General features: G+C 31.7%; 7 protein-coding genes and 1 rRNA gene. 1 reads left to right on the top strand and 7 read right to left on the bottom strand.

The window, feature by feature from the left end:
* Positions 1-74, bottom strand: a 16S ribosomal RNA gene (locus tag BX659_RS02640); the annotation flags it as partial.
* Positions 75-618: 544 nt separating this feature from the next.
* On the bottom strand, positions 619-3,342 hold the full coding sequence (locus tag BX659_RS02645; protein WP_097016287.1) for a calcium-transporting P-type ATPase, PMR1-type: 2,724 nt from the start codon (positions 3,340-3,342) through the stop codon (positions 619-621).
* Positions 3,343-3,626: 284 nt separating this feature from the next.
* Here BX659_RS02645 and BX659_RS02650 point away from each other — a divergent pair, with 284 nt between their 5' ends.
* Positions 3,627-5,372, top strand: a complete 1,746-nt coding sequence (locus BX659_RS02650; protein WP_097016288.1) for an Rqc2 family fibronectin-binding protein — start codon at positions 3,627-3,629, stop codon at positions 5,370-5,372.
* A gap of 94 nt (positions 5,373-5,466) precedes the next feature.
* Here the strand turns inward: BX659_RS02650 and BX659_RS02655 are convergent, their stop codons facing one another.
* The 5 genes from BX659_RS02655 to gtfA all read right to left on the bottom strand — a co-directional run bounded on the left by BX659_RS02655 (position 5,467) and on the right by gtfA (position 15,056).
* Entirely contained in the window at positions 5,467-6,867 is a 1,401-nt protein-coding gene (locus tag BX659_RS02655) for an MATE family efflux transporter (protein WP_097016289.1), read from the bottom strand.
* 24 nt (positions 6,868-6,891) lie between these two features.
* A complete protein-coding gene (locus tag BX659_RS02660; RefSeq protein ID WP_097016290.1) occupies positions 6,892-7,323 on the bottom strand; it encodes a MarR family winged helix-turn-helix transcriptional regulator in 432 nt (143 codons plus the stop codon).
* A 411-nt stretch (positions 7,324-7,734) separates the two neighbouring features.
* Complete coding sequence (locus tag BX659_RS02665) at positions 7,735-8,673, bottom strand: sensor histidine kinase (RefSeq protein WP_216358733.1); 939 nt, start codon at positions 8,671-8,673, stop codon at positions 7,735-7,737.
* Positions 8,674-8,693: 20 nt separating this feature from the next.
* Positions 8,694-13,385 (bottom strand): AAA family ATPase, encoded by a 4,692-nt coding sequence (locus BX659_RS02670; RefSeq protein WP_097016291.1) that lies wholly within the window; start codon positions 13,383-13,385, stop codon positions 8,694-8,696.
* 225 nt (positions 13,386-13,610) lie between these two features.
* Positions 13,611-15,056: a sucrose phosphorylase gene (gene gtfA / locus BX659_RS02675; RefSeq protein WP_097016292.1), complete on the bottom strand. Its 1,446-nt coding sequence runs from the start codon at positions 15,054-15,056 to the stop codon at positions 13,611-13,613.
* Positions 15,057-15,201 lie beyond the last annotated feature (145 nt).

Genomic DNA, 15,201 nt, shown 5'->3' on the forward strand with positions numbered 1-15,201 from the left:
CTTTCGCGTTCAACTTGCATGTGTTAAGCACGCCGCCAGCGTTCGTCCTGAGCCAGGATCAAACTCTCCAATAAAGATTTATTTAAATGTGAATACACATTTAATAACAAAAGTTTGATTAGCTCTATATTACGCTTGGTCAAAACTTGCATTGTTTAGTTTTCAAAGACCAAATTTAGTGCCACCTTTAGTAGCGACATTTAATATCTTATCAAATCTCATTTCAGTTGTCAATAACTTTTTAAAAGTTTTTTAGCGACAACGTCATTAATCATAACATTTTAAAGAATCTCTGTCAAGAAGTTTTCTATAAGACAAAAGACTTCTTAACAAGCGACAAGATATAGTTTATCAAAAGCACTGAATCTCGTCAAGAGAAAATTAAAATAAAAAAATATTTTGTAGCACAACTAATAATTTAACATCTTTAATCATAATTGTCAAGAAGAGATTAAAAATAACTTTTTTAATAAAAACATCTTCGACAAACAACGTTTAATATGATAACAGTTAATTTACTTGATGTCAAATTAAAAGTTAAACATTCATTGCTACTACTTTATAATAACTCAATCATTAAAAAATTATACATATAATAAAGAAAAGATAGGCAACTGCCTATCTTAATGATTCTTCTACATTTACAACTCCAACATCATTTTTATATAAATTTATACAAAATTGAATAAACTCAATAAGCAAAGTAGACCCTCCAGAAACCAATAATACAAAAGCCCATTCACCTTTAGCTAATAAAGTAGTCTTAAATAAGCTCTGAAACATAGGCAAATATAACACCATCAGATGCATTCCAAAAGAAAATACTACTGCTAATAGTAAATATATATTAGTAAAAGGATTAATCTGCAATACACTATACTTTTCAGAACGGCAACTAAAAACAAAGAATAACTGTGCCATAACTAGATTAGTAAAGGCCATAGTTCTAGCTGTTTCCAGTGAATTAGAATATCTCAATCCAAATAAAAAGACAAGTAGTGTACCAAAACCTATTAAAATTCCTTGCCCACAGATTCTCCATTTTAATCCCCCAGCAAAAATACTCTCTTCTCTTGGACGTGGTTCTTTCTCCATAATATCATCATCAGCTGGATCTATACCTAAAGCTAATGCAGGTAATCCATCTGTTACTAAATTAACCCATAAAATCTGAATTGGAATCAGTGGTAAAGGTAATCCTAATAAAGAGGATAAGAACATCGTCAATATTTCCCCTACATTACAGGATAATAAATAACGAATAAATTTACGGATATTATCATAAATTCCTCTGCCCTCTTCCACTGCTGCTACAATCGTCGCAAAATTATCATCAGCTAATATCAATGCTGATGCCTCTTGAGTTACATCTGTTCCTTTCTGACCCATAGCAATTCCAATATCAGCTTCCTTGATAGCTGGAGCATCATTCACTCCATCACCAGTCATAGCAACGATGTGCCCTTTTCTCTGAAGAACCTTTACAATTCTTAGCTTATCCTGAGGTGATACTCTAGCAAAGACAGAAATATCATCTATATCTCTTTCCAATTCCTTATCTGTTAGCTCCATCAATTCTTGACCAGTTATAATCTTGTCTCCAAGCTCCAATAAATTCAACCTTTCTGCTATAGCTGCCGCTGTATTCTTATGGTCTCCTGTTACCATCTTTGGCTTTATTCCTGCCTGTTTACAGAGTCTAATGGCATCTGCAACCTCAGGCCTTGGTGGATCAATCATTCCAATCAAACCAACAAAAACGATCTCATCTTCATATCTTTCTAAATTATCTTCATTAGGTTTTCCACTTAACTCTCGATAACCTACGGCCAATATTCGTAATGCTTGGTTAGCTAAGTTCTCATTCTCTCTCAATATAGCTCTTCTCTTTGCTTCACCTAATGACTTTACCTTTCCATCTTCTAAATACCTAGTACACCTTTTCAGTAATATATCTGGTGCACCCTTGATATATAATGTATATTTTTTATTATCCTCAACAATCACCGACATTCTTTTTCTAGAAGAATCAAAAGGTATCTCTATTCTTTTAGAAAAATTATTATCTAATTCTTCCTTATCTATACCTGCATCATCAGCTGCTAAAATCAATGCTCCTTCCGTCGGTTCACCTATTATCTCTCTTTTAGACCTACTCCTATAAGAATTATCTTTAAATTTTTTATTTAATGAATCTTTTCTCTTTAACTTAGCATTATTACAGATAGCTCCTATCTCTAAAGCCTTGATGAGTGATTTCTCATTAAACTCCTCCTCTTTACAATCATAGAGTTTAGCATTAGTATAAACTTTCTGTACAGTCATTTCATTTTTAGTCAAAGTTCCTGTTTTATCAGAGCATATTACTGTGGCACAACCTAGAGTCTCTACAGCAGGTAACTTTCTAACAATTGCATTACGTTTAATCATTCTTTGTACACCAATAGCTAAAGCCAAAGTAACAATAGCAGGTAACCCCTCTGGGATAGCAGCAACTGCTAAACTTACTCCTGACAAGAACATCTTATAAAGCGGCTCCCCTTTTACTACCCCTAAAGCTACTACTGCAGCACAGGCTAATAAGCAGATTAAAACAATTCCTTTACCTAAATCCTCCAATCTCTCCTGTAATGGTGTTGTACTATCCTCTGCCTCATGTAACAGACTGGCAATCTGACCCATCTCTGTATCGAGTCCTGTTTCAGTAACTACAGCTTTACATCTACCTTTAGTTACTACAGTTCCCATATGAATCATATTTGTTCTATCACCAACTGCAACCTCTAGATCAGAAGTTAAGTTGCATTTTTTCTTAACAACTGGTAGTGATTCTCCTGTTAAAGAGGATTCATTAACCTCCAGGGTACTACTCTCAATAATTCTAGCATCTACTGGGATCTTATCACCAATTTCAATAAAGATTATATCACCAGGTACAAGCTCCTCAGATACTACCTCTTCGATTTCACCTTCCCGCAAGACTCTGGCCTTAGGTGCCGTTAGTTCCTTTAGTGCTTGTAAAGACTTTTCTGCTCTAAATTCTTGAACAAAGCCCATAATTGCATTCAAAATCACAATAGATAAAATAGCAATCGCATCTGCATACTCACCTAAAAACCCTGAAATAATAACTGCTGCAATTAGGACTAAGACCATAAAATCTTGAAATTGTCCTATAAATAATGAAAAGACCGAATGACCACTATTATCAGGCAACTTATTTGGTCCAATAGTTTCTAGGCGTTCTTCTACCTGCTTATGACTCAAGCCTCTACTTTTATTGGTCTGTAAATCATCTAATAACTGTGGTACTGCTGAAGTATATGAATCTTTTTTAGACATCTATCCCCCTCCTAATTTAAAATTAGAATGTATTCCACAATTCTAACTATAAAATAAATCATAGTAACTCTAACTATAACTATCATTATTCAGCTTAAGTAAAGAAAATTACCCCTTCATAAATAAAATACAAGTTATATTCACAACTAGTTAGGATCTTGATAAAGTTAATTCAAATAAAATTTTCAGAAAATCGATTTATAACTTAAGGAATTTTATATTTGAAAAGAACTTAGTAAAGTGTTACTATAAATGTAAAGAATATTTAAGAGGAGTTGTTAATGATGTCCTTAGACGGAGTTACTCTAGCCGCTATTAAAGATGAATTTAAAAATAGATTAATTGGTGGGCGAATAGATAAGATTTATCAGCCAAAACCTGAATTACTGACTTTAAGAATTAGACAGCCTGGTCAGAATCTAGAATTATTAATCTCTGCTGACCCCCAAGAACCAAGAGTGCATATTAGTGAAGAGAATTTTGATAATCCGATGAATCCTCCTGCTTTCTGTATGTTGCTTAGAAAGCATATTGAAAGCGGAAGGATTAAAGATGTTCAGCAACCCAATTTTGAAAGAATTTTAGAGATAACTATCCAATATATGAATAATGAAGGAAACTTAGCAGATAAGATTCTTGTTATAGAGTTGATGGGTAGACACAGTAATATTATCTTATTGAATGAAGATCGAATGATATTAGATAGTATTAAACGGATTACCTCTAATAAGAGCCGTTATCGCCAGTTACTACCTGGCAAAGGGTACTTTCCTCCACCAGAGCAAGGAAAGAATAATCCTTTAACTACTGATTCAGAAGAGTTTACCCAATTACTTCAAAATGATCTTAATGAGCCAATCTATCGAGCAATCATGAATAATTATCGAGGAATTGGACCTTTGATTGCTCATGAAATTGCTTATCGGGCTGACTTAAATGGCGAAGAGCAATTAACCAATCAAAATCAGATAAAATCTTTGGGGCAAGAGTTTATAGCTATCTTTGAAGCTATTAAAAATAACAGCTTTAATCCTACTTTAGTATTAAAGAACAATGAATTTGAAGCCTTCTCTTCTATAAATTTAGAGCAGTTTGACCTTCCAAAGAAAGAGTATGATTCAATTAGTGAGTTGATGACCATCTATTTTGTCGAAAAAATCACACGAAGGATAATCAACCGCTATACTGAAAAGATGGGAGCAGTCATCTCTAATAATAAGGAGAAGGCTGATAAGAAATATCGTAAGCTAAGAGGGCAGCTAAAGGGAGCTCAAAATGCCGATAAATATAAGCTCAAAGGTGAATTAATCCTAGCAAATATCTATCGGTTAACGAAGGGTGAAAAAAAGGTCAAGTTGGAAAACTATTATGATGATAATAAAAAGATTACCATCACCTTAGATCCTAAACTCAATCCATCTGATAATGCTCAAAAGTACTTTAAGAAGTATGAAAAGGCTAAAAAAAGTGTCAAATATTTAAAGTATGAACTATATAAAATAAAGAATGAACTCGATTATTTAAATCAATTAGAGGTCAATATAGAACAAGCAGAAAGTGTTGAAGATTTAGAGGAGATTTATGAAGAGATGGTTCAAGAAGGATATATCAGAGAACAGAAAAAGAATAAGAATAAACGGGATAAAAAACTGCCACCACTTAAATTCAAATCTACTGATGGGTATGATATCTTAGTTGGAAGAAATAATCGCCAGAATGACAAGTTAACAAAAAAAATTGCCAATAATCAAGATACTTGGCTTCATGTCAAAGACCTACCTGGGTCACATACCATTATCAGAAACCATACTGGTGAAGATTTGCCTGAAAATACTATTTTAGAAGCTGCTCAAATAGCTGCTTTTTATAGTAAAGGTAGAGAATCTAGTAATGTTCCTATCGATTATACTCTAATCAAAGATGTCAAAAAAGCTAAAGGAGCCAAACCAGGAATGGTTTACTATGAGAACTATACAACCTTATATGTAGATCCTAATGAAGAACTTGTGAAGAATTTAAGGGTTGATTAAAGTTACAATATCATACTAAAAAGAGGATCTACTTGGCTATATAGCCAAGTAGATCTCTTTTTCATTCAAATTAAAATCCTAAATAATATTATATTCAGCTATTATTAGATACATTAACCATCTCACCTACATTATCTTCTCTCATCTTAGCAAAATAATCCTTTAAGGTCGAAACCAACCAAAACACTAAGATAATAAAAGAAACACCTTCTGCAACAGGAAAAGCAAACCATAGAGCAGACAATCCATATAATTCTCCCAACCAGTACATAACCGGTAATAACAAAACTATCTGTCTTAATAATGCTAATAATAAACTTGGAAAGCCCTTACCAATCGATTGAAAGGTAGTTGCTCCTATTAAGGATATCCCAATTACAGGAAAAGCAAGACTGATTCTTCTTAAAGCAGTACTACCTATCTCTAAAAGCTCCTGATTTCCATTAAAGAGTCTAATTAGCCCTTCAGGGAAGAGTTGAAATATGATAAAACCAACCATAGTAAAGATAAATCCAATCGACATTCCAGAGATTATTGTTTTTTTCATTCGCTTAGGATTATTATGCCCATAATTATAACCAACAATCGGCATAAAACCTTGACCCAGACCAAAAACAGGCATAAAGACAAAAGACTGTAACCTAAAATAAATACCTACCACTGCAATAGCTGTTGTGTCATAACTTGCTACAATTACATTCATTCCAGCCATCATAATACTAGCAAGTATCTGCATGACCATAGCAGGAAAACCTACTTGATACAACTCTTTAATAATTCCTAAATCAAAATTAAAGTCTTCAAGCTTTAATTGAATCTGGTTTTTATCACTTAGAATAATTCTAGTAATGAAGGTTCCACTAATTATTCTAGAGATAACTGTGGCATAGGCTGCTCCTTCAACTCCAAAGCTAGGAAAGAACCCAATTCCAAAGATCATCAAAGGATCTAAAATCATATTGATAACTGCTCCAATTAGCATAGTTAGCATAGGAATAAAGGTATTTCCCTCTCCTCTTAAGATATTATTAAAGATCATAGGAACGAACATTGCTACTGAACCAATCATGATTATTCTAATATACCTAGTCCCCATATCAATTAAATTAGGACTACTTGTAAAAATTCTAATCAAATCATCGGCAAAGAAGATTCCAATTATAGCTGTGATTATCCCATAAATAATAGCTGTAAAAACTACATGTTCTGCTACATTGTTGGCTTTATGCCCTTCACCTCTTCCTAATAATCTAGAGATTAAGGAATTGGCACCAACCCCTGTTCCAACTCCCACTGCAATTAAGACCATTTGAATTGGAAAGGCTAAAGATAATGCAGATAATGCTTCAGTACTTAAATGTCCAATATAGATACTATCTACCACATTATATAATGCCTGAACTGCCATTCCAATAATTGCAGGAATCGATAATTTAAGTAATAATGGTATAATCGCTTCTTCTCCTAACCTATCGGAGTTCTTATTAACTTTCATAATTATTCCCCCTTAAATTCTCTTTTAATTATCTAATTTATTCTTTAAATTCTCATACATCTTTTTAGTTGTAATTAGATAATTCTCTAATTCATCTTGAGTTAAGCCTTCTTTCATTTCACTTTCTACCGAATCTAATATTTTAATAAATCTAGGTTTAAATTCTTTAGCTTTAGCAGTTAAGTATAGTACTCTTTTACGCCTATCATCAAGGTCAGCCTCTTTAATTATAAAACCAACTGCTTCTAATTTCTTAATCCCTTTGCTTACAGCAGATTTATTAAGATTATAAGTCTGACATAAACTATGTTGACAAACTCCTTCCCTTCTATATAAAGACATTAAAAGAAAGATCTGTCCATGACTAATATCATAAGGCTCTAATTTCTTATCTAATAAGGCTGCATGTGCTCTACGGATCATACTTAAATATTTACCAATTCTTTCTCTTATCATAACTCTCTACCTCCAAAAATAGTTCACCCTTCAACTATTTTTAGTATATAATAAGTTTAGTTCACTTGTCAACTATTATTTAAAATCCAAGTTTGCTATATTCTTATAATGTAATATTTGACCATATTAATACATTACCGATATAAATAGTATCTCTTTATAGGTATATTACGACACTTTTTCTTTGGTGGTTAGGAGTTAGAAATTTAGGTAGTTAAGCAGTTCCTAACCACCTACCCACCTGTCTACCTAATAAATAAAGTGTCGTAATAACTCTATTAAGGTTCATTTTAAATTCACCCATCTATAAAACGAAAAAATCGCCCATTTCTAGAGTTATGTTCTCACAAAACATATCTTAGAAAGAGCGACTTATGTTTGTCATATTAGCTAAAGAGTAAAAATAATAATTTATAGTCCATACACATCTGAAAATTCTACATCTATTCTATCAATTAAATTTTTCTCTTCAATATCATAATTATTTATAGATTCTTTTACTTGATTCAACTGTTTTGTAGGTAATTCTATAATAAATTCTGTAAATTTTCCTACCTCACTTCTTACTCTAATCTCCCCTCCATGTAATTCAACAAGTAATTTAACAATTGCTAATCCCATTCCAGTTCCTTCGTTTCTTCTAATAAAAGACTTATCTACTTGTCTAAAAGATTCAAAAATTATCTTCTGCTTATCTTCTTGAATCCCTATTCCTGTATCTTTTACTATGATAACTATATAATCATCTTTATCTAATAGATTTACAGAAATAACATCCCCTTCATCTGTAAATTTTATTGCATTAGAAAGTAAGTTTAAAATAATTCTTTCAATCACAAAGATATCACAAGGAATTTCTTTGTTTTTCACATCTGATTTAAACTCTAATACTCGATTTTTATTTTCTATATAAGTTGCTACTGAATAGGTCATCCTCTTAATAAACTCTACTATATTATAATTATCGATATTTAATTTAAAAGAATTAGAGTTTATCTTAGTGATATCGAGCATATTATCCACTAACTTTAAGAGCCTATAATTATTCTGTTTGATAATACTTGTATATTTTTTAAACTTATATTCGATTTCCGGATTTAAAATTTTGTCTTGATATAAAGTTAACATTTGTAGTGCAGAGAAAGAAAGATTTAAGGGTGTTTTAAACTCATGAGATAAATTGGCAAAAAACTCTAGCTTTAATTTACTATATTCTAATTCTTCTTTAAGTAATTCTCTTTCAGTAATATCTAAAGCTGAAACTAATATCCCTTCAATTTCCCCATTTCTATCTTTTAATATATTATTCCGCCCAATAAACTTTCTCTCTCTAGCATCTTTAGTTAACACAACAACCTCTTTATACTCTTTTATTTTTTTTTTAAAATTCTGTTCTTTAATTCACCTCTCATATCTTCTTTAACATAATCCATTATACTATTTCCCAAAATCTCCTCTTCATCATATCCTAAAATCTCACAACCTTTTTGATTAATCATTGTAATTTTTCCAGCTTGATTTAAGATTAAGAATACAACTTCAGTAATATCAAGATATTTCTGTAACTTATCCTTCTCCTGTTCTAGCTGATTAGTCCGTTCTCTTACTTTAGCATCCAATCTTTGATTAGAAGACTTTAAAGCTTGATATAAACTTGCATTCTCTAAAGAAATTACTATTTGAGAAGAAAGCATCTCTAAAACTTTCAATCTATCTTCAGTAAATGCTCCTGCCATTAGATTATTCTCCAAATAAATTATCCCCTTTAATCTTCCTTGATTCATCAAAGGAAAACATAAAATTGATTTGGGTCTTCTTTGAACAATATAATTATCAGAATTGAAATATGAAGAACAAGTAGCATATTCTAAGACAAGACTCTCCTTAGTTCTACTGACATAATTTATAATACTAGCAGGAGCATCTTTCTTTTCATCTACTGCAGTATTTGGAAGAATAACTATTTCATCCTCTTCAACCTCTTTCTTGCCTTTTAAGATAAGGTTCTCTTCCTCCTTCATAATAAAGACTACCTTCTGTGCTCCTAAATTCTCAATCATAATTTTAACTAATTTCTTGATTAGCTCTTCTAAAACAATTTCTTCTGAAATAGCTTGACTAGCTTTGATTAATGTATTAAAATCCAGTACATCTGAATCAATCACTGTAGTCTGCATTTTGGCTTGACTTTCTTCAATTTTCTCATGGAAAAGCTCTAAATATCTACTCTCTACATCTTCTACTTTAGCTTCTGCACCCCAAAACTTATAACACAAACAAGCTTTCTTAAAATGTAATTTAGCATATAGATCATTGCCTTTGTTAAACCAGAATTTTGCAGCTAACTCATTAGCTAAAGCCTCATCATTGATATACTCATACTCTTTTGCTAGATCAATAGCTTTATTATAGTACTCTAGTGCTTTACAACTATCACCTATTACCTGTAAGCGTTCTGCCTCAACTAAATAGAACTTATGAAGAAAGTTCATCGGAGCATGCTCAGACCATTTTTTCATTTTGGCTTGATTTTCGCTAACTCTTACTAATATCTGATCTTGTTCATCAGCAGTTAGAGTCGGATATACTGCAAGTTTAGCTAAAGAATCAAAGAAATAAAAGATAACTGTGTCTGCTGTCCCTGCTATAGTATTTATATACTCTTCTGTCTTCTTAGCAAATTCAACAGCGGTAGAATACTCTTGAAAGTAATACTTAAGTATTACTTTTTTCAAAAATAAATGAACCAATCCTGTTAAGTCACCAATATCAGTCAGTTTAGCTAACATCTCATTCTCATTACATAACTGCCCTGTTAGTTTAGTCGGGTCTTCAGCTTTGCCCTGCAAATTTAAAACAGTCTGTCCAAAAAGCTGTTCCCAGTTTATAGATATCCCTTGCTTGATCTTTTTTAACTTACTTAAATTATTTAATATATTCTCTTCCATTACTTGCAGCTGGCAACCGGCATAAAATGAATTCTTATCATGAGCTGTCAAGCAATAGCCAGCATATTCAAAATCACCAGTCTCTATTCCCGCCTGATACCCTTCCACTGATAAGTTTAAGGTTGTTCTCAAATGTTCTCCCCAACCTTTGATAAAATAAGTATATATATTTAAAACCATTACCTTATGTTGTTTTGAGTCATGGCTTTCTACAAAGTATCTACTTAATTTCCCTAGTTTATAGCCAAGTTCTAAATCAATTTGTAATGAGCAGAGCATCATTCCATAAAATGAATAGACTGCTGCGGCAAATGAAGGTTGCCCATATTCTAAAGTAAGCTCCATCATCTTACCAGCTACAATCGGGCTCAATAATGGTTCGGTATGATAGGTAACCGATATACTCCGTAATAGAACCTGCATAGCCCCTACTTTAATAGCATCTTTCATAGGAGGAAGATTTTTTAACTCCTCTATTCTCATTTCTGACATAAACTCTCTGACACTTTCAAAAGCCTGCTCTACATCTAGTTGAGTGGGTTTACTTGGAATCTCTACTCCTGTTAATTTAAGCACGGTGATACAGGTATCTAAAGCCTCCTGTAACTTCAGTTGTGTTTGCTCTGCTTCTATTTTAACTAGGTAAACTTTAATTTTTTCCACTATGGTCTTAGCATTCTCTAAAACAATTCCAATAAACTCTTCCATTTCTTGATATTTAGCGACTAAATATGCTGCTTCTGCTATCTCTGAATATAACTCTAGACTTAGCTGATAATATTCTTGCCAGCTATTGTCAGGTAATAGCTCTAAGGCTGTTTCAAGATAAAGAAATGCCATCTCATAAGCAACAGCTTTTTTAGCCAACCTAGCTGCCTCTAAATTTAACTCTGCTAATTTTATTCTCTCTTGTTGACTATCAATCTTTATTCTTCCTGCATTATACTGCCTTATTATTCTAAATAAATCTTCTGCATCTCTTACTTTATTAGATTTTTTTAACAATAAGCGTCCTAATTCTAAATGGATACAATCTCTTTTATCAGCTGATAATGTAGCATAAACAGCCTGTTGAATCCGATCATGAATAAACTTAATCTTAATATCCTCTGCTTTTAATGAAGAATCTTGATTATCAATCACAATCAAACCTTTCTCCACAGCTGCTTGTAAATCTTTCAAAATCTGATTTGTAGCCTTGTCATTAATTAAAATTAAAGTCTGTAAATCAAATTGATTTCCTATACAAGCACCATACTGTAGCTGTTCTACTGTGACCGGATTTAAATTCTTTATTTCATTTAATAAAAAATCTACTACATTATCTGTTATCCCTAGTTTTTTAATCTCTTCTATATCCCACTGCCACTGATCTAAATCATAATAGATATATCCTTTATCATATAGAGCCTGAGAAAACTGTTTTACGAAAAATGGATTCCCAGCAGTTTTATCAGCTATAAAACTGGTTAATTCTTCTAGATCGTTTGAATTATCCCCAAAAACTGACAATGTCTCCTCTAACATCAATTTAATAGCTTTTGTTTCTAAGGGCTGTAACTTGATTTCATTAATAAGAAGCTCTGTAGCAGCCAGTTCAGTTACCATTGCACTAATTGGCTTGACTAACTTATCCTTATTATCTCGATAAGCTCCAATAAGGAGTACATACTTAATTGATTTATTAGTCATTAGCCCCTTTATAAACTCTAGACTAGAAGAGTCCGCCCACTGTAAATCATCAATAAACAGTACTAAAGGATGCTCTTTACCTGAAATCGCTTCCATAAAATTCTCAAAGACAAGATTAAATCTATTCTTAGTTTGAGCTGCTCCCAATTCTGGAACAGAAGGTTGCTTTCCTATAATTAATTCTAACGATGGAATGACGTCAATGATTATTTGTCCATTATTACCTACCGCTTTGAATATTTTTTTACGCCAAATTTCTAATTCTTCCGATGATTTTATAAGTAATTGCTTTATAAAACCTTCTAAAGCCTTAATTATAGCACTATAAGGGACAGTGCTTTGGTACTGTTCAAATTTTCCTGAGATAAAATGTGTTGATTCTTTTATGAATTTATTCTTCATTGCATTTACTAAAACAGACTTGCCAATTCCTGGACTCCCTTTAACCAATACTAATGATTTTCTTCCATCATTAATCTTTTGATAAGAGTCAAATAATTCTTTGAGTTCTTCTTCTCTACCATATAATTTATCTAGTATTTTAAATCTATTCAAATTATCTACTTTGCCGATTTTAAAAGATGTTATCTTTCCTGTAGATTCCAAATCTTCTTGACATCTTATCAAATCCTTTTTTAAGCTATCTAAACTCTGATATCTATCTTTAGGCATTTTAGAGATTAGCTTCATTATGATATTTGAAAGTACTTCTGGTATCTTATCATTTATTTTAATAGGAGATGAAGGTTGTCTAGCTATATGTGCATAAATCAGTTCCATCTCATCAGCATAATCAAAGGGTAATTGCCCTGTTAATAACTGATAAAAAGATACTCCCAAAGAATAATAATCTGTTCTATAATCTATTACTCTATCTATTCTTCCAGTCTGCTCTGGTGCTATATAGGCTAAAGTGCCTTCCAATCGCTCGTAATTCTTATTTTTTACTTTATCTTCATCCATAAACATTGAACTGCCAAAATCAATAAATTTGACCTCCCCATGCTTATTAATCAAAATATTATCCAAATTAATATTTAAATGAATAATTTTTTTCTGATGAATCTGATTTAGTATATCAACCAATTGAATAGCAATTTCTAAAAATTCTTTTAATTCAAGCTGCTTACTTTTGACTAAACTTTTAAGTGTCCTTCCTTTAACACCTTCTCGGATTAAAACCGGTCTCCCTTTGGAAGTTTCTAAGTCATGTACTTTGACTACACCTTCAATTGAATTAAGGGTTTTGGCTAATTCATATTCATGCTTTAATTTCTCAACGTTTTCTAATGTTAGCCCTTTTGATGAAATTGTCTTCAAAATAACCTTCTTCTTTTTCTTCTTATCATAGCCTAGATAAATCAAATTATTTCGTCCTTCATAAAGCAATTGATCAACTTCATATCCAGCAAGCTCCAACATATTACTTTTTCCCCCTTTGTTTGATATATATTTCTATTTATCTACTTTGTATTTATAATTCTATATTATTGTTTTATTACCTTTAAATTACATAAATAATTTTTTAATATGACGCTATATGGATATTGAGGATGTTGTATCATTTTTTATAACAGGACGGATAATAATAAAAAAAGTATATGTCAATCGATTGACATATACTTTAAAAAATAATTATAATATTTTTTATAATGCTCTATACTCTCCAGTTTCTAAATCACGATACTCAATAGTATATTCGTAGCTCTTAAGGTTTGCTATTAATCTAGCTTCATATTCACCATTCTGCCAAGAAATCTCCAATAACTTCTCACTACTAGTATCATGGATAGTATAATCACCATCAAAGGCTGGATATGAGTTGCGGAATTCCATTAACTTAATTAATTTTTGTACAACTGGCTTTTCAACCTCTTTGTCAATCTCTTCTTTAGTATAATAATGACGATTTATATTTCTACCAACCTTAGTCTTCTCAAGTAATTCAATATCATTTTCACCTGCAAGTAAGCCAACATAATATACCTGAGGAATCCCTGGAGCAAAAAATTGAATAGCTCTTGCCAAAAGATAAGCATCATCATTATTTCCTAAAGCCGAATAATAAGTACAATTAATCTGATAAACATCTAAATTATCATAAGCTGCACTACTATAAACTTTCTTAACATTCGATCCTCTAGAATAAAGTTGTTCTCTAGTCATCTCAATCTCTTCATCACTCAATAAATCTTTAACATCTACAACTCCAATACCATCATGTGTATCAAGGGTAGTAAATTGTTTGCTTGGACACTTCTTTAACCAGGCAGTCAATCTCTTGGTTGAACCACTATATAAAGAATGTAATAATAACATTGGTAAAGAGAAATCATATACCCAATGGTCTTGATTAGCTATTTTTAACTGAATAGAGTAATGTTCATGAATTTCAGGAAGGATATCAACATTGTAAGGTTTTAAGATTGCTTTTGCTTCGTCGAGTAATTCCCAAATATCTGGTTCAATAAAGAAACAATTAGTCCCAGCCCTCTTAACAGCATAAGCAAAAGCATCAAGTCTAATTATTGAAGCACCATGCTCTGCTAAATATACTAAACTATCTTTAATAAATTTCCTGGTAACTTCTGATTCCATATTCAAATCAACCTGCTCTTCTGCAAAAGTACACCATATCTTTTCAGTTGTTCCATCTGAAAAATTTACATCTATATAAGGTGCTCTAGGTTTTCTCTTATAGATAAGGTCAACCTCTTCTTCAGTAGGTTCTCCATTTTCCCAAAAATCCTTATACCTAATAAAGAAATTAGAGTACGGAGAATTATCCTTATTTTTTTGAAAATCTTTATAAAAATTTGATTGGCGAGAGATGTGATTAACCATAAAGTCATACATTAGATAAAATTCTTTACTCAAAGCTTCAATATCCTCCCAAGTTCCAAACTTTTCATCTACTTCTTTATATGTGATTGGAGCAAAACCTCTATCAGCAGATGATGGGAAGAATGGTAGTATATGAACTCCACCAATTGCATCTTTAAAATATTTTTTTAGTACATTACTTAAATCTTTTAAATTTTTCCCCATACTATCAGCATAGGTGATTAACATTATTTCATTCTTTACTGACATAATTATATATCCCCCTTAATAAATTAAATTTTCAAAGCAATAGCCTCTTTTTATATCTACTAGTCACATTACCAGTATAAATCAAAATATAGAATATGTCAACCGGTTGACATATTCTATATTTAAATTAGCTAGCAGTTATATA

This window comes from Orenia metallireducens, assembly GCF_003001995.1.
Lineage (GTDB): Bacteria > Bacillota > Halanaerobiia > Halobacteroidales > Halobacteroidaceae > Orenia > Orenia metallireducens_B.